The 21575-nt window shown below is 64.3% G+C and carries 16 protein-coding genes; 7 read left to right on the forward strand and 9 right to left on the reverse strand.

The window, feature by feature from the left end; all coding sequences use genetic code 11:
• The first annotated feature begins 13 nt into the window (after window positions 1–13).
• From ACFFJ6_RS18965 to ACFFJ6_RS18975, 3 genes are read left to right on the forward strand one after another with little or no spacing between them, the layout of a single operon-like run.
• The gene (locus tag ACFFJ6_RS18965) at window positions 14–1282 is read left to right on the forward strand and encodes a glycosyltransferase family 4 protein (RefSeq protein WP_378390688.1); all 1269 of its coding nucleotides are present in this window, start codon (window positions 14–16) and stop codon (window positions 1280–1282) included.
• On the forward strand, window positions 1273–2706 hold the full coding sequence (locus tag ACFFJ6_RS18970) for a lipopolysaccharide biosynthesis protein (protein WP_378390690.1): 1434 nt from the start codon (window positions 1273–1275) through the stop codon (window positions 2704–2706). Before ACFFJ6_RS18965 ends, ACFFJ6_RS18970 begins: the two co-directional genes overlap by 10 nt.
• A gap of 14 nt (window positions 2707–2720) precedes the next feature.
• Window positions 2721–3494, forward strand: coding sequence for a class I SAM-dependent methyltransferase (locus tag ACFFJ6_RS18975; protein ID WP_378390693.1), 774 nt, complete (start codon window positions 2721–2723; stop codon window positions 3492–3494).
• Between the two features lie 304 nt (window positions 3495–3798).
• Here ACFFJ6_RS18975 and ACFFJ6_RS18980 read toward each other — a convergent pair whose 3' ends face one another.
• The gene (locus ACFFJ6_RS18980; RefSeq protein ID WP_378390695.1) at window positions 3799–5259 is read right to left on the reverse strand and encodes a polysaccharide biosynthesis/export family protein; all 1461 of its coding nucleotides are present in this window, start codon (window positions 5257–5259) and stop codon (window positions 3799–3801) included.
• 559 nt (window positions 5260–5818) lie between these two features.
• On the opposite strand from ACFFJ6_RS18980, the gene ACFFJ6_RS18985 reads away from it, so the two are divergent.
• From ACFFJ6_RS18985 to ACFFJ6_RS19000, 4 genes are all read left to right on the forward strand, one after another.
• Window positions 5819–7015 (forward strand): coiled-coil domain-containing protein, encoded by a 1197-nt coding sequence (locus ACFFJ6_RS18985; RefSeq protein ID WP_378390697.1) that lies wholly within the window; start codon window positions 5819–5821, stop codon window positions 7013–7015.
• Between the two features lie 63 nt (window positions 7016–7078).
• The gene (locus tag ACFFJ6_RS18990; protein ID WP_378390699.1) at window positions 7079–8098 is read left to right on the forward strand and encodes a TAXI family TRAP transporter solute-binding subunit; all 1020 of its coding nucleotides are present in this window, start codon (window positions 7079–7081) and stop codon (window positions 8096–8098) included.
• 14 nt (window positions 8099–8112) lie between these two features.
• Entirely contained in the window at window positions 8113–8736 is a 624-nt protein-coding gene (locus ACFFJ6_RS18995) for a hypothetical protein (protein ID WP_378390701.1), read from the forward strand.
• A gap of 41 nt (window positions 8737–8777) precedes the next feature.
• A complete protein-coding gene (locus ACFFJ6_RS19000; RefSeq protein ID WP_378390703.1) occupies window positions 8778–9386 on the forward strand; it encodes a DsrE family protein in 609 nt (202 codons plus the stop codon).
• Between the two features lie 114 nt (window positions 9387–9500).
• Here ACFFJ6_RS19000 and asnB read toward each other — a convergent pair whose 3' ends face one another.
• From asnB to ACFFJ6_RS19040, 8 genes are all read right to left on the reverse strand, one after another.
• The gene (gene asnB / locus ACFFJ6_RS19005; protein WP_378390706.1) at window positions 9501–11192 is read right to left on the reverse strand and encodes an asparagine synthase B; all 1692 of its coding nucleotides are present in this window, start codon (window positions 11190–11192) and stop codon (window positions 9501–9503) included.
• A 41-nt stretch (window positions 11193–11233) separates the two neighbouring features.
• Window positions 11234–12403 (reverse strand): acyl-CoA dehydrogenase family protein, encoded by a 1170-nt coding sequence (locus tag ACFFJ6_RS19010; RefSeq protein ID WP_378390708.1) that lies wholly within the window; start codon window positions 12401–12403, stop codon window positions 11234–11236.
• Between the two features lie 74 nt (window positions 12404–12477).
• A complete protein-coding gene (locus tag ACFFJ6_RS19015) occupies window positions 12478–14433 on the reverse strand; it encodes a non-ribosomal peptide synthetase (protein ID WP_378390710.1) in 1956 nt (651 codons plus the stop codon).
• 36 nt (window positions 14434–14469) lie between these two features.
• Window positions 14470–15513 (reverse strand): thioesterase domain-containing protein, encoded by a 1044-nt coding sequence (locus ACFFJ6_RS19020; protein WP_378390712.1) that lies wholly within the window; start codon window positions 15511–15513, stop codon window positions 14470–14472.
• Window positions 15514–15569: 56 nt separating this feature from the next.
• On the reverse strand, window positions 15570–16205 hold the full coding sequence (locus ACFFJ6_RS19025) for a 4'-phosphopantetheinyl transferase family protein (protein ID WP_378390714.1): 636 nt from the start codon (window positions 16203–16205) through the stop codon (window positions 15570–15572).
• Between the two features lie 229 nt (window positions 16206–16434).
• Window positions 16435–17334, reverse strand: coding sequence for a metallophosphoesterase (locus ACFFJ6_RS19030; protein ID WP_378390716.1), 900 nt, complete (start codon window positions 17332–17334; stop codon window positions 16435–16437).
• 136 nt (window positions 17335–17470) lie between these two features.
• Window positions 17471–18898, reverse strand: coding sequence for an HlyD family type I secretion periplasmic adaptor subunit (locus tag ACFFJ6_RS19035; RefSeq protein WP_378390718.1), 1428 nt, complete (start codon window positions 18896–18898; stop codon window positions 17471–17473).
• The gene (locus tag ACFFJ6_RS19040; RefSeq protein WP_378390720.1) at window positions 18885–21572 is read right to left on the reverse strand and encodes a type I secretion system permease/ATPase; all 2688 of its coding nucleotides are present in this window, start codon (window positions 21570–21572) and stop codon (window positions 18885–18887) included. The genes ACFFJ6_RS19035 and ACFFJ6_RS19040 overlap by 14 nt, the downstream gene beginning before the upstream one ends.
• Between the last annotated feature and the right edge of the window lie 3 nt (window positions 21573–21575).

A 21575-nucleotide genomic window follows, 5' to 3' on the forward strand; every position in this document is an offset into this window, starting at 1 on the left:
CAACGGAGCATTCATGCGCGTCCTGCTGCTATCGCAGTTCTATCCTCCCGTGATCGGCGGCGAGGAGAGGCACGTTCGCAATCTCGGTGCGGCGCTGGCGCAACGGGGGCATCAGGTCAGCGTCGGCACCTCGGTGCATCACGGTTCGCCCGACATCGAGACGGATGGCAACGTCCACGTTCACCGTCTGCGCGGAACGCTACAGCGGTTCGCGGGCCTGCATGCCGATGCAGACCGCCCGCATGCGCCGCCGTTCCCGGATCCCGAACTGGCGCTGGCGCTGAAGCGCCTGATCGCGGCGGAACAGCCGGACGTCATCCATGCGCACAATTGGATCTACGCCTCGCTGCTGCCGCTCAAGGCGATCGGTGGTCCGCCGCTGGTGATCACCATGCATGATTACGGACTGTCCTGCGCCAAGAAGAACTTCATGTATCTGGGACAGCGGCTGTGCGACGGTGTCGAACTGACGAAATGCCTCGCTTGTGCGAGCCGACACTACGGCGCCGCGAAGGCGACCGCGACCACACTGGGCAATTTGGCATCCGGGTTTGCTGCGCGACGGATCGTCGATCGTTTCATCCCGGTGAGCCATGCGGTGGCCCGCCATACGGGCTTGGTCGGAAGTCGCGCGCCGTTCGAGGTGATTCCGAATTTCGTGCCCGACGATGTCGGAGTTCCTGGCGCCGAGGAGCCGTGCCTCCGTGAGCTGCCGGAAGGCGAGTTCATCCTGTTCGTGGGCGATATGATGCGCCTGAAGGGAATTCACGTTTTGGCGGAGGCGTATGGCCAATTGAAGCATGCGCCGCCCTTGGTGCTGATCGGACGCTCCGCGCCCGACACGCCGCGGGACTTTCCGCCCAACGTTCGGGTCATGGGGACCTGGCCGCATTCGGCAATCATGCACGCCTGGCGAAAGTCGTTGTTCGGCGTGCTGCCTTCGGTCGGTCCGGAAGCCTGCGCGACCGTAGTGATGGAAGCGATGGCCTCGGGCAAGGCCGTGGTAGCGAGCGATATCGGCGGCATGCCCGACCTGATCGATCCAGAAGAGACCGGGGTGCTGGTGCCTCCCGGTGACGTCGCCGCGCTGACGACCGCGATGCAGCGGCTCATCGACGACCGCGCGCTCCTCAATCGATTGGCGACGACGGCTGAGGCGCGGGTCGGACGTCTCAAGGCGAGCGCGGTGGTACCAAGAATCGAACAGGTGTACCGCGACGTGATGCAGAAGGCGGCGCGCGGCGTGCGGGTGCTGGAAGCGGAGGGTGCGCCTTGCCCCTAGAGAGCCCCACGTCGCTCGCAAGGGTGAGGGAGGCGGTCAGGAAGAGCGCGGCCCTGCTTCGGAATTCCGGAGCTCTGACGCTCGCGACGGTTGTCACCGCCGGATTGGGTTTCGGCTATTGGTGGTTGGCCGCAAGGCTCTTTCCGCCCGAGGCGATTGGACGGGCGGCGGCGCTTTTGTCGGTGATGGGACTCTTGGGACTGCTGGGCGACTCCGGCCTCGGCACGCTGCTGGTGGGAGAGGCTGCCCGTTACCGGGGAAGGGTCGCCGGGCTGGTCAGCGCCGCGACGGTCGTCGCGATGGCGCTGGCAGCCGCCCTGGGGATGGTTTTCGTTGTTGCGGAGCCGCTGTTCGGACATGCCAGCCTGATCGCCGGCCGGCACACCATGCTACTCTTCATCTTCGGCAGCGCACTCACCGCGTTCACGATGGTGGTCAGCCAGGCGCTCCTCGGCACCCTGAACGGGACCGCCAGGATGCTTCAACAGGTGGTGTTCTCCCTGTTGAAGCTCGGCATGATCGGCATGGCTGCCTTAGCCGGAGCGTCCAATGAAATCGCCATTCTGATGACCTGGATCGCAGGCGCGGTCGTGTCCTGGATCCTGGTCGATCTCGCGACCCATGGCGGTGTCCGTGCTCTGCTGGGCCGTCCGGACTTCGCACTGTTGCACAAGCTGCGGCACAAGGTGCTTGATCACTACACGCTCGACATCGCCTTGCAGGCGCCCGGCCTCGTCGTGCCATTTCTGGTGGTGGTGATACTGACCCCGACCACCAATGCGGCGTTCGCGGTGGTCTGGATGCTGATTGCCACCGCCGCGGCGATCCCGGCGGTGATGGCGACCGTGCTGTTTCCGGTCGTGCGTGCAAGTCCCAAACAGTCACGCCACAATTTCGCAGTGTCGCTGGGCGTCTCGTTGCTGTTCTCGACCGCCTGCGCGGTGTTCGTCCTGGTCTACTCGCGGGAGATCCTGGCCGCTTTCAATCCGGCCTATCCGGATATCGCCGGCTCAAGCCTGCGATTCCTGGGATTCAGCTTGCTCGGATCGACGCTCAAGTTTCATGCGTGCACCCTGGCGCGCTTGAACGATGCCATGCGCCGATCATCGCCGTGGTTTCTGCTCGGGGGAATTCTGGAGCTCTGTGTCGCCGTGGCCGGTGCAGAGCTTGGCGGTCTCGAAGGTCTGGTCGTGGGATGGACCGTCGTCGTCAGCATCGAGGGAGCGTGCATGGTGCTGTATGCGGGCTACGTCGCCTATTCCGGAAGCGCATCCCGCCCCCCAAGTTCGGGGTCGCAGCCGACGCAGCCCCGATCGACACTCGGCAGTGCTCCGGGCAAGCGGATGCCACCGTTCGACAGTCCTGCTCCGTGCGAAGTGCCGGCAGGCGGCATCTACATCACCGCGAAAGGAACCGACGCATGACCAGCAGCAGCCCGATGCCGCTCGCCCAGGCCAGGACCGCGCCACGCTACCGTCACCCCGGCGGTTCGACCGCGTTCGGGACTAATCTCGCCTACCGCCTCGGCAAGTTGAAGGAGCTCGGGCTGCTCGAGGGCGTCTGGCTCGACTGCGGCTGCGCGGACGGTGGTTACACGGAGGCCCTGGTGGCCTCGGGCGCCGACAAGGCCATCGGGGTCGATCCCGAACAATCCAGGATCGACGAGGCGTCGGCTCGCAGGCAGGCCGCCCTGGAGCGCGGCGACCGCCGGGCGCAACGCACGGAATATTACTGTTGCACCGACAATTTTCCGCTGCCCGCCGCGTCGGTGGATGCTGCGCTGATGAACGAAGTCCTCGAGCATGTCGCCGACGAGGCGGCGACGCTGCGCGAAATCCACCGGGTGCTACGCCCTGGCGGCCGGCTGGTAGTCATCAGTCCGAACCGCTGGTTTCCGTTCGAAGGCCACGGCATGCGAGTCATGGGCCGCGATTTCGGTTTCCCGATCCCGTTGCTTCCATGGTTGCCCTATCGGCTGGCGACCAAGGTGATGTCGGCTCGCAACTACTGGCCGCACGAATTGCGCGACACGGTGGCCGCCGCGGGATTCCAGATCGAGAAGGTCGACTACGTGCTGCCGGTGTTCGAGCTCTATCAGTGGATGCCGGCATTTGCGATCTCGGCCTACCGCCGCTTGATGCCCATCATCGAGCGCTCTCCGCTGCGCCGGTTCGGAGTTTCGACCATGATCGTGGCCAGACGCCCTGCCTGACAGGAGCGTGTTACTGAGGCCGTGCCTAGTCGGGCATCGTGTGCCAGTCAGGTCGGCCCCGGGGGCCACGACGTCGGTTTCATCGCGATGGACATCGTCCGTCCATTTCCCGATGCCCTGCAAGGGACAGCAGAATTTGCTCGGCGCGCACATGCTTCACGCGTTCATTCGAGACTTCGCCGTACCTTAGAGTCTGCGCACGAACTATCACACCTGAACAAACAAAGAAGGCTTTCGGCGATACCGAAAGCCTTCTCAATGGCGGTCGTCCAACTCGCTGCCGGATGACTCCTGCGGTCGTCGCTTAATCCCGCGCGACCTTTTTGTCCGTCGAGCGCAGCCCGACCGGCGCCGCCGGCGTCGTTGGGATCTGCGGCGCCGCTGGCACGATAACGGCCGGCTCCCGATCAAGGGCGTCGCCGGCGCCGAGCGTAACATTCACAAGATCGCCCGGCTGCAGCACCGTCATGCCGTCGGATTCGATGGTGATCGGACCCTTCGATGACTGCCGCACAATACTGTAGTTGATACTGTTGGCCCGTTTGGCGAAGGAGAACTGGGCGCGGGTGGAGGGCAGGCTGCTCAGGATGCCTTCGCTGGTACGGAACTCGCGCTCGTTCTCGGTGAGCTGCCGCTCGATGGCGTCGATCTCCACCGCCAGCTCGTTCTTCAGGTCGGACTGAATCTTGAGCGCGTCGGCTTGCATTCCGGAAAGCCGCTGCTTGGCCATCCCGTATTGGTTGAGTGAATCCTGACGGCGCTGCTCGGCATCGGACAGTTCGCCCTGCACCTGACTAAGCACCGCTTTGCTGAGGACGTTGCGCTCCACCAGCGTGCGGGTGTTGTCGACGCGCTCCTGCCGTGTCTTCACCAACTGATCGAGCGACTCCGTGCGGCCGTACAGCTCGAGGTCCTGCTTGGCTGCCTCGATCGCGCCGGTGATCGCGCGCTGGCGTTCCTGCCGGGCCAACATCAGCGGCTTGCGACGCTCGATCTGTTCCTCGATCAGATTCTTGGCTTCCGCCGCGCCGACCATTTCCATCAGCTGTGGCTGGATCTTGGGGGAGACGCCGTCGCGCTCGGCCTTCAGCACCGCGAGCCTCGCGAGCAGCTTCAGCATGGAGCCGGCGGCGCCACTGCGCTTCTGGATCTCGCGGACCGTTTCGATCTTCATGTACGAGTCGCTCGATCCGCGGTCGAGGCCGCCAGCCAGGGCGACGGCGTGCAGGACCGTGATGCCGGAGGCGTACTTGAACGATCCCGAATTCTTGACCGGACCGAGGACATAGACCGGCGCGCGATCGAGCGAGACAACGTTGACCATCAACTTGTGCCCGAGGATCTGCTCGGAGCTGTCGGCGACGGACGCCACGAACTGCTTGAGGGATCTGCCTGCCGCCGGAATGGAGCCGAGCAGGGGCAGCGCCACCGTGCCGTCCTCCTGGACGGCGTACTCGCCGCTCATCTCCGGGCGTTGCACGATGCCGCGCATCGCCGACGAAGCACGGCCCCATTTATCCTCTTCCACCGCCATCTTCTCGTAGAATGCGAGCTTCACCCGATCGCCGATGGCGAAGGCGGTGCCTGAACCTGGTTCGACCGCGATGGCCAGCTTCGGCGGCTCCGCCGTCGGCTGGTCTTGCGCCAGCACCGCGTTGGAGGTCGCGTGGACCGCGTCGCCTTTCACTGGATCGCCTTTGGATGTGTCCGGAACGGTGGTGGGAGCCGCGGAGGCCACCGCGACGAAGTCATTGGCGTTCTTCATCGCCGTGCCTCCCAACACGGCTACGCCAGAGACACCCACAGCGAGGAGGATGGCGGCCGGGCTGACGTGCCCATCTTGCTCGAAAAGTCCCATGGCGTGCTGCACTCCGTTCACGTAATGCGGCCCCACGCAGATGGAGCAGCATGCAGGACTGCCATCGTGGTCCTTCGCCACTGCGGTAACAACTTCCCTTCGGGAGCACCTCTTTTGCGCCCCGTTCGAAACGACCTGACGCCGCCTTGGGACACTGCTCGGTTGAAAAGCGGTTGGTATCTCCGGGCTTGTCGGCTGTCCTGATTTTCTCGGGCTACGACAACAACGGTGCGCTCGAGAGTCCTGGCGCTGCTCGCAACGGCAAAACGCGAGCACTTGGAGGCAAGACAGTTCCTAACCCGATCTGGGTAGCGCCGGGGTCCTCCATGTTGGCCGTAGAATTCGCTCAGAGGCGGGGTGCATAGTGCCGGCTATGAAACAGGGCTCCTCTGGTTGTCCCAGCAACGACGATACGAATGCCGCCCTTCGCCGACGTCGGCGCGTACAGGCCGTGCGGGTCAGCTCGTTGCTGCTGTCGGCCGCCTTCTGGGCCGGCGCAGCGCTTGCGGCGGAGCCGGGGGCGTCTGCATCAGGGCCAGGCGAAACCGGCCTGGCTCTGCGATCCCAGCAAGCAACCAAGGACAACGTTCCCGAGCCGCTCGCACGCGAGCTGGCCGGGGCTCGGCGCGAGATCGAGCTGCTGCAGCATCTCTCGATCGAACACGAGCGATCCACGCGGCTCGACCAGGAGCTCGCGTCGGCGCGGCGCGCACTCGATGCTCAGGCCGCTCTTGCTGCCAAGGCCAAGGACGAGACCGCCTCGATCAAGACGTCCTACGAAGCGGCCGCGGCCGATCTCAGAACGGCGGCGCAGAAGGAGCGCGAGCGGAGCGAGGCGCTCGCCTCTGATCTGGCCAAGCTCCGGCTCGAACTCGACGCCAGCCAGGCGCGGGCCATCAAGGCGGCCAACGAAGCCACGGAGCTTCGCGGACAGATGGCTGCTTCCGGTCCGGCACGTCAGTCGTCGTCCGAGGACAAGACAGACAAGACTCGCATTGCGGCATTGGAGCGCGATCTCGCGGCTGCGCGAAGCGAACTCGATGGCCGAACGACGATGCTGGCAAAGCTGCGCGACGAGGCGGCCCAGCTCAAGAAGAGCTCCGAGACCAAGGCCGCCGATATCAAGCAGGCGACGCAGAAGGACCGCGAACGCGCCGAGGCGCTTGCCGGCGAAGTTGCGAAGCTTCGCGCTGATTTGCAGGCGGAGCGGCTGCAGGCGATCAAGGCAGCCGAGGAAGCCGCGGAGTTACGGCGGCAGGTGGCGACGGCAACCACGGCGCGGCCAGGGACGGTGACGGAGAAGGAGCGCGCCGCGCGGCCCGAACGCCCCAGCGCTGCTGCCAAGCTCGCTCCCGACAAGATCGCGCCGAATAAGCCTGCTCCAGAAACGGAGGCGGCTGCCATCAGTCTTCTGGCCCGGGCCAGTTCGTTGCTCGGGCAGGGCGACATTATCGCGGCCCGGATCGTGCTGGAACGCGCCGCCGAGATGGGTAATCCGCAGGCGAGCTTCGCGCTCGCCGAAACCTACGATCCCTCAGTGCTCGCCAAATGGGGAACCTACGGTACGCGCGGCGACCCCGCGATGGCGCGCGAGCTCTATGCCAAAGCAGGCGCCGGCGGCGTGCCGGAAGCGAGCAAGCGGGCCGAAGCGCTCCGCCAATAAAACAGGCTCGCTAAGGCCGGACGAACCGTGCGGCCGTCGCTCGCTCTGAAAGGGAGTTCGCTCGTGGGCCAGTTCAAGGGATTGCGCATTCTGCTGTTTGCGATGCTTGCGATGACGTGCGTGGCGGCGATGGACTGCGTAGCGGCTCAGGACGGCAAGACTTCGCCAAGTCGGCAGGGCCGTCCACCGCTTCCACGCACCGAGGCGAGGCCCACTCCGCAGCAGCTCAAGATGAACGCCTGGACGGTCGGGCTCGCTGGCGGCCTGATCGAGGGGGCTCCGTTGCGTTTGGCGGCGGAAATGGCCCGCGTCACCGACGACGGTGATGAACTCCGCGTCCTGCCGGTCGTGACGCGCGGTGCGGCGGAGAACGTGAACTCGCTGCTCTATCTCCGCGGGATCGACGCCGCGATCATCAATTCGGACGCGCTCGACGAATACAAAGGAGAGGTGCCCGACATCGATCGCAGGATCGCCTACATCGCGAGTCTGTTTCCGTCCGAACTGCACGTCTTCGTGCGGCCAGAAATCGGCAGCCTGAAGGATCTCGCCGGCAAGAAGGTGAACTTCAATACCCAGGGCACCGCGGCAGCCTATTCCGGGCCCCTGATCTTCAGCAGGCTCGGTATTGCGGCGGAGCAGACCTTCGTGCCGCACCAGGTGGCGCTCGAGCAGATGCGACGCGGCGAGATGGCCGCGGTGGTGTTCGTCACCTCCAAGCCGATCGACGCCTTCGTCAAGGGACGATGGGAGCCGGGGTTCAAGTTTCTGCCGGTGCCGTACGAGAGTAACTTGGGCAACTACTACCTTCCGGCCACGTTGGAATCGTCCGACTATCCCAATCTCCTCAAGCCAGGCGAGCGGGTTGCGACGATTGCGGTGCCCACGGTGCTGGTTGCCTTCAATTGGCCGGCCAACACCAACCGCTACGAACGCGTTGCGCGCTTCGTCGACCGGTTGTTCTCGCGCATCGACACTCTGCAGGGGGCGGGCTTCGATCCGAAATGGAAGTCCATCAACCTCGGCGCGACGGTGCCGGGGCTGACGCGTCTGCCTGCGGCGCAGGCGTGGCTCGACCGCTAGCCGCGCGCCGCCCGATGAACCGCTCGACGATCCTATCGATCGTCACGGCCGCCCTCGCGTGCACGTCCGCGTTGGCCGAAGGGGCCGACGATCCGATGGGGCGGATGCGCGCCTGTTCGCTCATGGAGACAGCGCAGCGCGTGCAGTGCCTGGAGCAGGCGGCCCAAGCCATCGCGCCGTCGCCTGCGCCGTCCGTCGGCTGGACCGTCGGGCTGACCACGTCGCCGGTCGACTATTCGCCTGTCGGGACCGCATCCGTTGCGGCCCGAGCGCGGGCTGCCGATGTGGCAGCCCCCGCATTGCGGTTGACGATCCGGTGCCGCGGCGGGCGGAGCGAGCTGGTCATCGAGAGCGTCGGAGCTGCGCGCATCATCCAGACGACGTCCTACCGGATCGACGGCGGTCCCGCGGTCAGCGTTGGCCCGTCATCATCTGCGGACTCTGCCATCGCGCGGGGCGGCGATGCGGTCCGTCTCGTACAGTCGCTGCCGGACAGCGGCAACCTTTCGGTACAGATTCTGTCGTCCGGACGCGTGGATGAAGTGACATTCCCCCTGGACGGATTCGATGCGGTCCGTCGGCGCCTCGCCTCGGCGTGCCGATGGCCCGATGCACTCGCCAAGCCCAAGGACCGATAGTTCATCGCCTATCCGAAGTCGCTCACTCAAGGAGTTGCGCCATGCGTTCTATCCCGTTCATCGCGCTGTCCACTCTGGTTGCGTCGGCAATGCTTCCGTTGCTCGACCAGCCGACGTCGGCCAAGGATGGCTGTCATGGCTGCACGATTCCGGCGGGATCTCAGAACAAGTCGATGGCCGGGTCCGTGGATATCGCCGTGCCTGGGCCGCGCTTGCATGCTGAAACAGCGACCAAGTCGAAGCCGCAACAACGCTCAGAGCGTGCGAAAGAGCCGACCGCGATCGCGCATCGTCTGGTTCTCCAGGTCAATTCGAACGATGCGGCCGCCATGAACCTCGCCCTGAACAATGCAACCAATGTGGCCGACTATTACAAGTCGAGGGGCGACAAGGTGCAGATCGAAATCGTGACCTTCGGCCCCGGCTTGCATATGCTTCGAAACGACACCTCGCCGGTGAAGACTCGCATCGAGGAGATGGCGCTCGGCTTGCCGGAAGTGTCGTTCAAGGCCTGCGGCAATACCCGGGACAAGATGAGCAAGGCCGAAGACAAGGAAATTCCGATCCTGTCGCAGGCCAGGATCGTCGATTCCGGCGTGGTGCGGGTGATGGAGCTGCAGGAGAACGGTTGGAGCTACGTCAAGCCCTGAGTGCAGCGCGCGTGCGGCACTCAGGACCTTATCGAAGCTGGCCTTTAGTTGCGATCAACCTCAGATGGACGCCGGCGAGATCAGGTGAGCGGGGTTCTCGCGCAGCCGCGACGATCAGGTCAGCGCCTGCTGGTGCACGCCCGTCACGGCGCGGCCCGAGGGATCCGCCATCGCGGCGAAGCTGGCGTCCCAGGCGATCGCCGCCGACGAGGAGCAGGCGATCGATTTGCCGCCCGGCACCGTTTCGGCCGCAGCCTGCGTCGGAAAGAACAGCTGGAACAGATGGCGGTAGTAATACGCCTCCTTGGTCTGCGGCGGATTATGTCCGAAGCGCTTGTCGGCTGCGGCCATGACCCGGTCGCTGACCTGAGCTTCGGTATGCGCCTTCAGGCCATCGATCCAACCGTATCCGACGCCGTCGCTGAACTGCTCCTTCTGACGCCACAGGATCGAATCCGGCAGATAGCCCTCGAACGCTTCGCGCAGGATCGCCTTCTCGATGCGCCGCGCGCCATCCGCGCCCTGTCCGACCATTTTTTGCTTGGCGTCGATGCGCATGGCCACGTCGAGAAATTCGCGGTCCAGGAACGGCACGCGCGGCTCGACGCCCCACGCCATCATCGACTTGTTGGCGCGCAGGCAATCGTAGTTGTTGAGCGCATCGAGCTTGCGCACCAGCTCTTCGTGAAATTCGCGAGCGTTGGGCGCCTTGTGGAAATACAGGTAGCCGCCGAATATCTCGTCGCTGCCTTCGCCGGACAGCACCATCTTGACACCCATCGCCTTGATGCGCCGCGCCAGCAGGAACATCGGCGTGGAGGCGCGGATCGTCGTGACGTCGTAGGTCTCGACGTGGCGGATGACTTCCGGCAGCGCGTCCAAACCTTCTTCGAAGGTGTATTCGAAACCGTGATGCACTGTGCCCAACGCCTCGGCGGCGATCGCTGCCGCGGCGAGGTCTGGCGAACCCTTCAGGCCGATGGCGAAGGAATGCAGCCGTGGCCACCATGCTTCGCTGCGGTCGCCATCCTCGACGCGGTGGCGTGCGTAACGCGCGGCCACGGCGGCGACCAGCGATGAATCGAGGCCGCCTGACAGCAGCACGCCGTACGGCACATCGGTCATCAACTGGCGATGCACCGCGCGTTCGAAAGCTTCGCGCAGCGCGGCACGGTCGGCTGCCACGCCCTCGACCGCCTTGTAGTCGCGCCAGGGGCGTACGTAGTAGCGGGTGAGGGTGCCGGTGCCGCTGTCATACCAGTGGCCCGGGGGGAACTGCGCGGCGTCGGCGCAGATGTCGACCAGCGCCTTGAGCTCGGAGGCGACGACGAGTCTGCCGTCCTTGTCATGGCCCCAATACAGCGGGACCACGCCGATCGGGTCGCGCGCGATCAGTACGCGCTGCCGTTGAGAGTCCCATAAGGCGAACGCGAAAATGCCGTTGATGCGGTTGAGGAAAGAAGCGGGGGTGTCTTCGCGAAACAGCGCGTTGATGACCTCGCAGTCAGAACCGGTCTGGAACGCGTAGGGCTGGATCAGTTCGGCCTTCAGTTCGAGGTGATTATAGATTTCGCCGTTGACCGCCAGCGCCAGACTGGAATCCTCGGAGAGAAGCGGCTGCGCGCCGCCGGCCGGATCGACGATCGACAGGCGCTCGTGGACCAGGATTGCGCCTGCATCGACATACACGCCGCTCCAGTCCGGCCCACGATGGCGCTGGCGTCGGGAAAGATCGACGCAGTGGCGGCGCAACACCGAGCGGTCGTCGTCATCCTGCAGGCCGAAAATGCCGAAAATCGAACACATGGAACGGACTCCGGATGCGTGAGAATTGCGGCTTCACGAACTCACATCAGCGACGCGATCACATCCAGCATCACTTCCGTCGCGCCGCCCGCAATGGACAGGATGCGGGCGTCGCGTGCTATTCGCTCGATCGGGCTCTCGCGCATGACCCCCATGGCGCCGTGAAACTGCACGCAGGCATAGGCCACCTCGTTGACGAGTTCGCCGCAAAGGGCCTTGAGCATCGAGATCTCTCGCAGGCAATCGTCGTCCGCCGCCATGCGCCAGGCCGTGGCGTAGAGAAACTCGCGCGCCGCCTCAACCTTTGCAGACAGCATCGCGAGACGATGCCGGATCGCCTGCATGTCCCATAGCGCGCCTCCGAAGGCCCGACGGGCCTTCACCCACGCCAGAGTCGCATCGAGCGCCGCCTCGGCTGTTCCCAGGGCCATGGCGGCAAGTACGAGGCGCTCGTTCTGCAGGTTGCGCATCATGGAATAGAAGCCCTGTCCCTCCGCGCCGAGCATGTTCTCGGCGGGGACACGGCAATCGTTGAAGACGAGCTCGGCCGTATCGGAGGAACGCCAGCCCTGCTTGTCGAGCTCGCGGGCGACGTGGAAGCCCGGCGTTCCCTTCTCGACGAGGAACATCGTGATTCCGTTGGCTCCTGCAGACGCATTGGTCGTCGCCGCGACGCAGTAGAGATCCGCGTGGACGCCGTTCGTGATGTAGAGCTTTGTGCCGTTGAGAACGAAAGAGTCGCCATCACGCCGCGCGCGGGTGCGGATCGCCTTCATGTCCGACCCGGCATCCGGCTCGGTGATGGCGACCGCGGTGATGGTTTCGCCACGGACGATTCCGGGCATCCAACGATCGCGTTGGGCCTTGCTGCCGTCGTGGAAGACATACGCGGACGCCATGTCGGAGTGGACGAGGATCGCATCGGCGGCGCCGCCATAAGTGGAGCGACCGAGCTCCTCGGCGAAGACCACGGACGCGACGGCGTCCATTTCGGCGCCGCCGTACTCGGTCGGGTAGCGGATGCCGAAGAAGCCGAGTTCGCCCATGCGGCGCAGGATCGAACGGGGAACGAAGCCGTCTTGTTCCCAGTGATCGGCAGAAGGCTTGATCTCCTCCTCGACGAAGCGGCGAACCTGATCGCGCAGAGTCTCGTACTCGCCCGCCGTCCAGGGCAGGCCCGGTCCTTGTGCCGATACCCACGCTTTGTCCATCGTCGTCACCCTTCGCAGTGTCTCCGACACGAAAGCCTTCGTGCCGGCTTCGAACCTCGTGGAATTGCGGCGCGCTACAGTTCGATCTCCTCCAACGGTCCGTCGGAGCGGGAGGCTGTTCCTGACGCAGCGACCCAGCGCATGCCGTCGATCAGTTCGGCCAGTCCGGCCAAGGTCGGGCGCTCGAACAGATTGCGGAGCTGCACGTCGACGCCGAAGGTCTTTCGCATCCGCGCCATTGCCCGCGTCACCAGAAGCGAGGCTCCGCCCAGTTCGAAGAAGTTATCGCCACGACCGATCGCCTCGACCTTGAGAAGCTCGCACCAGAGCGCGGCCAGCTTCTTTTCAGTCTCGGTCTCCGGGGCGACGAAATCCGTGGCGGCTTCATGGCCCTGTGCGGTCGGCGCTGGAAGCGAGGAGCGGTCGATTTTGCCATTGGATGTCAGCGGCATCTGGTCGAGACGGATGTAGTGCGTCGGGATCATGGACTGCAGGAGTTCCTGGGCGAGGTGAGTGCGCAGGTCCGCCGCGGTGAGGGGAGCCGAGGACACATAGTAGGCGACGAGGCGGTCGATGCCGTCTTCGGCCATCGCCGCAACGGCGCAATCCTGAACCCGCGGGTGGCTCATCAGCCGGGCCTCGATCTCGCCCAGTTCGATACGCGCGCCGCCGATCTTCACCTGATGATCGGCGCGGCCGAGAAATTCCAGACGTCCTTCCGCGTTCCAGCGGGCGAGATCGCCCGTTGCATACATCCGAAGCTTTGAAACCCCATCCCTCGGATCGACGACCGTCACGAAACGTTCGTCGGTGAGATCCGGACGCTGGTAGTAACCTCTCGCCAGACCGTCGCCCGCAATGAACATCTCTCCGATCACGCCGGGAGCCGTCGGGCGATGCGCCTGATCGAGGACATAAATGCCCGTATTGGCGGCCGGGACGCCGATCGGCACCGATGCGGATCGGTCCCGCTCGGCATCGAAGCGGTGGATCATGCAGCCCACAGTGGCTTCGGTCGGCCCGTATTCGTTGTAGATTTCGACGGAATGCGGGATGGCTGTGCTGATCTCGCGGGCCAACTCCGACTTGAAGTCTTCACCACCCACGATGAATTTGCGCAGCCGCGTGGTTGCGAGCGCGCCGGTCCGGATCATCGAAAGATGTGCCGGCGTCAGTTTGATGATGTCGGCGGCATTATCCTCGAGAACCTTGAGCACCACCATGCTCTGCACCCCCGGGTCGCCGAGGTAGGCCACAATGCGGCCGCCGGTGACGAGGGGCGTGAAGAGCGTCGTGACGGTGAGGTCGAAGGCCAAGGAGGAAAACAGAGGCCATGTGAGGCGTTCGCCGGCGCTATACATCCGCGCGGCCCACCAGATGTAGTTCACCAGGCTCCGGTGTTCGATCACGACGCCCTTGGGCGTGCCGGTCGAGCCCGAGGTGAAGATGATGTAGGCGGGCTGATGTGGAGCCGCGGCCGACGGCCGGTCCGAATCCGGCTGATTGGAAATCGCGCCGAAATCGGCATCCAGCACGAAGATGTCGGCGAGGTCCGGCGAAATGACAGACTGAAGGCGCGCCTGGGTGATCGCCACCGGCATCGTCCCGTCAGTCCCATTACGGATGTCCTTCAGGATCGTCGCGATACGCCCTTTCGGCGTGGCCACGTCCAACGGCACGTACGCCGCGCCCGACTTCAGAATGCCCAGTATCGCGACGACGACTTCGATCGAGTGCTCCATGAACAGCACGACGATACGTCCGGGGCCAACCCCGACCGAGCTTAAATACGCAGCCAACTGGTTCGAGCGGGCGTCGAGTTGCCGGTAAGTCAGCGTCGCGGCGCGGTCGCGGATCGCCTCGGCATCGGGAGCATGGACCACCTGCTCGCGGAAAAGATCGATGACCGTTTTGTCAGAGGGGAAGGGCGCGGCCGTGGCGTTGTAGTCCACCACGCGCGTGCGATGATCATGATCGCTCGGCCCCGCAATTGCTACGCCGTCCAGCGCCATCGATACCACTTTGTTCATGCGGCACGCTCCTCCTGCGAAATTCCGGACATCAGGTCATCTCGGCCGATCGGCTCGTTGCATTGCCTGGTGATAGAGGGCCGCGATGGCAGGCGCATCCGGCTCCTCGAGCATGCGGAAATCGTTGCAGCCCCGGGGGCCGAAGTAGAATTCGGCGTGGGGCATGACTTGGAGCCACCGATGCGGTGCTGCCCCCGACCTGAGCCAGGCCTTGTTCGGAAGGAAAATGCAGACACGCCCCGCATAGCGGGCGGGCGTGTAGCGCCGCAAAGCCGTGATCGCGGTGGATTTGAGCTGCTCCCGGCTTGCCAGCACCGGGTCCACCGCCACGGGCTCTTGGTTTTTGCCAAGCCTGGCTGTCAGGGAGCGAACGTGCCCACGGAGGCTATCGTAGCAATACTGCAGACGGGCGCCGAAGGTCGGCAGGTTCGCGATCTCGCGTGCGATCGTATCGACGCTTCCCCTGGTGAGGAAATACAACAGGCGCGGCAATTCCCTGTAGGTGGTCGGATGGAGCGGGCCAAACAGCGCCACGCAGGGGATATCCGCGCCGCGTTGGCGGAGGATCCTCGCCAGTTCCAAGGCGGTCGCGCCGCCGGAGCAGTAGCCGGCGATGATGTAAGGACCAGCAGGCTGGTAGTCGACGATCTGCCGGGCGAAGTACTCCGCGATGTCCTCGACGCGGTCCATCGGCTCGCTCTGTCCATCGAACCCCGCCGGCTGGAGGGCGTAGAACGGCTGATCGTCGCCGAGGTGCTTCGACAGATTCAGGAACGAGAACGGTGCGCCGATATGCCCGGGGACGGCATAAATCGGCGTTTGTGTTCCGTGAGACTGCAGGGGGATAATCGCCGGCTGTTGCACGGCCGCCGCCGTGGCCATGTTGAGAAACGCGATGATATCGCCCTTGCGGTCCCGCAACTGATCACGAAATTCCGGTGTCAGCGCGCCGACCGGTGCGCTGCAACGCAGCCGATCACGTTCGACGGAGATCTTGATATCCTTGGCCGCAAGGCCTGCGAGCAGATCCGGGATCTGCAGCATGTCGTGCATAAAAGGCCTACCGATCCCTTGCTTCATGGGATTCCTCATTGTCCGCCGTGCAGCGTACGGCCGTTGGTGCCTTGGCGGACACTTCAATTCCGGACTACTACCGTTCCGACATATCCGGGCTTCGGGACGAAGCCCGTGGCCGTCCAATTCCTTTCGTCCCAGACGATTGGCTGTCCCAAGCCGCAGCCCATCGCCTTGGACACCGCCTCCAGCCGCGTCCAGCGCTCGAGAAAATCCGTCGGCCGGCGTTCGGGCTCCTGGGCCGCATAGGACGCGTGCTCGGAGGCAGGAAGGCACAGCGCTGCGATCTCGTCGGCTTCCGGCACGGGCAGAATGGCCTCAATGTCGACTCCGACGTCGCGGTCGTTCGCGAGCGCAATGACCGCGACGTCTGCCGACCGTGAGAGGCTGAATCGAAGATCGGCACCGCACTTGCGGCGGGGCAGGCGAGGTTTGCCGAGCCTTCCAATTTCGAATTCGATGTCGGAGGGGCGTAGTCCCAGTCTGGCAGCGAGGACGTGGCGCAGATGCCCATGCGTCGCGACGAAGCGGCGCCGATCCCGCCCGAGTTTGAGCCTCAGGGCGCGACGCCGTTCTTCGTCATTGAGGCAGAGACCGAGGTCGTCGACGGCGTCCTGATCCATGTCGAGCATGAATGCCAGGACCTCCAAACCGTCGGTCTTGAAAACCAAACCATCAGTTTCGAAAACCGGCGTCATGATCTCAAAGTCTCAAATCAGCGGATGGCCGATTGAAGTGAAATCACCGGGGTGCCTCAATGTCCCGTCGTGAGTACCCCTTTATTGCCGATCTCGCCGGTCATCTGTCGAGGGAGGTTACCACCATCGGGTTATCGTGCGCGGCGTGTTCAGACCCACGCAGCGTCCGTCTTGGGCGGCGCAACGATCGTTTCGCGGAAATCGCGCATGCAGCGTTCGCAGTGGGACGTCAGGAAACCTGACCTTGAATTTCGACGAGAACGATTTCTGGCGGCATGCCGAACCGGACCGGCCACCACGAGCAGCCGAGCCCGCCCGACACAATCAGGTGCCGCCCGCCTTCGAAGAAGTGGCCATAGCAATACGTCAGGCTGAGTTGCGATGGTGCGAACAGCGCATTGCCGAGCAGGCGCACCTGGCCGCCATGTGTGTGACCGGCCAGCGTGACCGAAACCCTCTCCGGGACCCGCGGGAAGATGTCCGGCTCGTGAACCAGCAGGACGACGGGCGCATCCTGGGGCACGGCCGCGAGCGTGGCTTCGAGATCATCGATGCCGCGTTTGACATAACGTCCCGATGAATAGCCAAGCAGCGCCTCCTGCTCGGCCAGTCCGGCGACCCAAAAATCCTTGCCGTCCTTTGTAAGGCGGATGTTGTCGTTTTCCAGAACCGGGATCCCTGCCTTCTCGAGCGCAAGCCGGGCCGCAATCGGCCCCCGTCGGAGCGACTGGGCGCTTTTATCCGCCCACCAATCGTGATTGCCGAGGATCGCATACACGCCGAGGGGTGCGCGCAAATTCCCAAGCGCGTCTGCCCAGTCGTGGTCCGGCACGATCGCGGTGATCTTGTTGTGGCCGGCCACGTAGTCCCCGAGCAGGACGATCAAATCGGCGCCGAGCGCATTGGTGAGTTGAACGATCTGTCCAATCCGCTCGATATCCATCCATGGCTGGCAGGCATGAACATCGGCGATTACGGCGACTTTCAATTTCAGGCCTGCGGGCCAGGACGCGGGCCTGACCAGATATCGCGTCACGTTCGTGTGCAGCAGCGGCTCGATTCCGACACCGTAGGCGCCTGTGGCGGTCGCCAACATCGGTGCCAAAAGAAGGCTGCGTCTGCTCAGCATTGAATTCCCACACCACGAGAAGTCGCACCGCTTTTCGGCAATGTGACAAGCGGCCGGACGGCGGGCTATGCCGCAGGACGCCGCACGGTATCCTATCATGCTGTCGGTGGGGGCGGCCGGCAATCCGGCCATTCCGCTACCGCTCCCGGAGCGTTTCGTGGCGGTATCGCGCCAGAGGGGATAACAAGTAGCTGATGATCTTGCGGGTGCCGGTCTTGATCTCGACCGTCACGGCCATGCCGGGTGCGAGCTTTACCCGTTTCTCGTCGATCTGCATGTCGGTCCGGGCGAGCGACACCCGGGCGATGTATTCCAGATCCTGTCCCCGCGGCTCGGCGGCGGCCGAGCCGCCCCCGGTGGGGCGGTCGAACGGACCGGCGCGCGGCACCTCGCGCGTGACGGCGTCGGAGGAGACGCTGACCACTTCGCCTTGCAGCAGCCCGTAGCGTGTGAAGTTGAACGTATCGACCTTGACCTCGGCCTCCTGTCCGGGATGGACGAAGCCGATGTCGCGGTTCGAGACCGTCGCCTCGATTTCCAGCTTGCTCTCGCTGGGCACGACCACCGCAAGCGCCTGGGCCGGGGTCACCACGCCGCCGACAGTGTGGACGGCAAGCTGCTGCACCGTGCCGTCGACCGGCGAAGTCAGCCGCTGCAGCCGGGTTCGCTGTTCGGCCTTGATCGTATCCTGGGCCAACTCGTTGGCCTTCTGCTCGGCTTTGGTGAGTGCGTCGTAGATGTTGCGTCGGTACTCCACCGCAGTCTTCTCTCGCGTTTCCTTCAGCAGCGAGATCGCGGCGTCGACCTCCGTCAGCCGGCTCGTCAGCACCAGGATGTCCTGCTGCAGCCCGACCAATTCCTGCATCTGGGTCAGATAAACCACCCGCGAGGCCAAGCCCTTGTCGAGTAGTCCTTTGTGGATATCGATCTTTTCCTGCAACACTGGAATCGTCGCTTGAACCTTGGCGACGCTGGCCGAAATTGTCGCACGCTCGGCCTCTTTCTGGGCCTGTTGCCGTCCGATCTCGGCGAGTTTCGATGTCAGCTCCGCGCGCTGATTGATCAGGAATTGACGCTGCATCTCGATCTGGTCAGCCAGGGCACCCGGCGGCGGCTTGAAGCTTGCGAGCGGGTCTTGCTCGAGGGCTGCTCGCAACCGTGCCACCTCAAGGCCGGCAGCCATCAGGTCGCCCCTTTGTCGCTCGTGGTCGGCAGCCAGCATGGTCGGGTCGAGTTCGATCAGAACGTCACCGGCCTTTACTGTCTGGCCGTCTCGGACGTGGATGGCGCGCACGACGCCGGTGTCGAAAGGTTGGATGAGCTTGGTCCGACCGCCCGGCACAATCTTGCCGGACGCGGTCGCCACGATATCGACACTGCCGACCGATGCCCAAATCAGCGCGATGACGAACACCCCCATGATGCTCCCCGCGATGGCCCGCGCGGCCGGCGAGGGAGGACGCTCGGTGATCTCGAGCGCCGCTGGCAGGAAAGCGATCTCCTGCTCGCGGCGCCGCATCTCCGCCTTGCGAAACGGAACGATATTCTGACTACCGGACGTCATGGAGACCTGCCTGCAGGTAGTGCAGATTTGCGTAGCGCCCGTTGCTTCGGATCAGCTCGTCGTGCGCACCGTCCTCGACGATCCGGCCACGCTCGATGGTGATGATGCGGTCGGCATTGCGCACCGTCGACAGCCGGTGGGCGACCACGAAGACCGTTCGCCCCTCGGCGATCAACGACATATTCCGCTGGATCGCGCGTTCGCTCTCGTAGTCGAGCGCGCTGGTGGCTTCGTCGAAGATCAGAATCCGCGGATCCGTGATCAGGGCGCGGGCGATGGCGACGCGCTGGCGCTGTCCGCCCGAGAGGCTGGATCCGCGTTCGCCGACCACGGTGTCGTATCCTTCGGGAAGTTCGAGGATGAAGTCGTGCGCTCCGGCGAGTTTCGCCGCCTCGATCACTTTCTCCATCGGCAGGGTCGGATCCGCCAGCGCGATGTTCTCGCGGATCGTGCTGTTGAACAGCACGTTCTCCTGCAACACGACGCCCGTCTGGCGCCGTAGCCATGACAAGTCGACCATCGCGAGGTCGACGCCGTCGACCAGCACCCGGCCGCTCTCCGGCACGTAGAGCCGCTGGATCAGCTTGCCGATCGTGCTCTTTCCAGATCCCGACGACCCGACGATGCCGACGATCTGACCGGGCTGGACCGTGAAGGAGACGTCGTGAAGCACCTGAGGGCCATCGACCCGGTAGCGGAAGTGGACATGTTCGAAGGTCACCTGTCCGCGGATCGCCGGCAGCGCGGCGCGCCCGGGATGAAAGCCGGGCTCGGGCAGGGTGTTGAGGATGTCGCCGAGCCGGTGAACCGACAGGCGGGCCTGATGGAAATCCTGCCACATCTGGGCCAGCCGCAGGACAGGCGCACTGACACGTCCGGCCAGCATGTTGAAAGCAACGAGTTCGCCGACGCTCAGATCTCCACCGATCACCAGCCGGGCGCCGAAATACAGCGTTGCGGCGGTGACGAGCTTGTTGATCGTCTGCACCGCCTCGCTTGCGACGTTGTTCAAGCTGAGCACACGGAAGCTCGCAGCGACATAGGCGGCGAGCTGCTCCTCCCATTTCCGCTGCATCTGGGGCTCGACAGCCATCGCCTTCAGGGTCTCGACGCCGGTGACGCTCTCGACCAGAAACGCCTGGTTCTCGGCGCCTCGGGAGAATTTTTCGTCCAGTCGCTGGCGGAACAGCGGTGCCGCGACCGCGGAGATCGCGATGTAGATCGGCAGCGATGCGATGACCAGCCAGGTCAATAGCGGCGAATAGTTGAACATCACGGCCAGGAAGACGAAGGTGAAGAGCAAGTCGATACCGAGCGTCAGTGCCGAGCTCGTCAGGAAATTACGAATGTTCTCCAATTCCCGCACGCGCGCGACCGAATCGCCCACCCGCCGCGCCTGGAAGTAGGCGACCGGCAGGGCCATCAAGTGGCGGAATAATCTTGCCCCCAGCTCGACGTCGATGCGGTTGGTCGTGTGCGAGAACACGTAGGTCCGCAGCGTCCCGAGAACCGCCTCGAACAAGGTGAGTCCGATCAGCCCGATAATCAGAACGTCGAGCGTGCTCATGCTACGATGCACCAGCACCTTGTCGATGACGACCTGGAAGAATAGCGGTGAGACCAGTGCGAAGATCTGCAGGAAGAAGGAGGCCAGCAGCACTTCGCCGAGAAGGTATCTGTACTTGTGAATGGCGCCGACGAACCACGAAATATCGAAGCGGCGAGAGAGGTCGGACAATTGCGCCCGTCGCGCCATCAGCACGAGATCGCCGCCCCAAACCGCCTCAAGTTCGATCTGCGTCATCGTCAATGGCTGAGCGATGGTCGGGCGCTGCACCAGGATCTTGTCGTCCGAAACCTTGCCGAGGATCAGGAAGCTGCCATCGCGAAGCACCGCGATTCCCGGCAGCGGGGTGACGGCCAATCTGGCCCAATTGGTCTTCTGCACCCGCGCTTTCAGTCCGAAATTGACGGCGCAACGCAGCATGTCGGCAACGCCGACCTGGCCTGTGCCGAGCTGGTGGCGGATCTGGACCGGCTCAGCAGGAATGCCGTGGCATCGCAGCAGCGTTACGAGTGCCCTCAGACCGGCCTCGTCGGTATCAGCCGCACGCTGAGTGGTCTGCGGCGCGGCATTGAGAGGTCTCCGTGCAATGATTTCGCGCCAACCGGCGAGAAATCCGGGGACAGATTGCAGCCGAACGGCCAAGCGACGCCCTTGGGCGACAATCTGGAGAGACACCCTCGCATGGATATCGGAAAGCCGGCCTCTCAGCCGCTGAATGGTCCCCGGAGGCCCGGCCGATATCACGTCGCCGCTCCGGATTTTCTCCAGCTCGTCCCGCGTCATCCGCTCCGGCCGTGCGGCGGCCGGCCGCAATACCAGCGCCTCATGACCATCGATCTTGCCGACGAGAAGGAATCCCCCCGCGCGCAACGAGGCGATCACGGGCATCTGCATGTTGGATAGTCTGGTCCAACTGGCCTTGCACGAGCGTGTCGCCACACCGAGCGTGCTGGCGCAGCGGAGCATGTCGCGGAGTCCGACGGTGGCGGTGCCGCAGCGTGCGCGAAGGTCGTCGATCGTGACCTCTCGGCCGTGTGAGCGCAGAAACAGCCAGAGGGTCAGAAGCCCTGCATCCTGGGGAACATCGTCCTCGTTCAGCATTGCCATTGC

It is taken from the genome of Rhodopseudomonas telluris (genome assembly GCF_042432815.1).
GTDB lineage: Bacteria > Pseudomonadota > Alphaproteobacteria > Rhizobiales > Xanthobacteraceae > Rhodopseudomonas > Rhodopseudomonas telluris.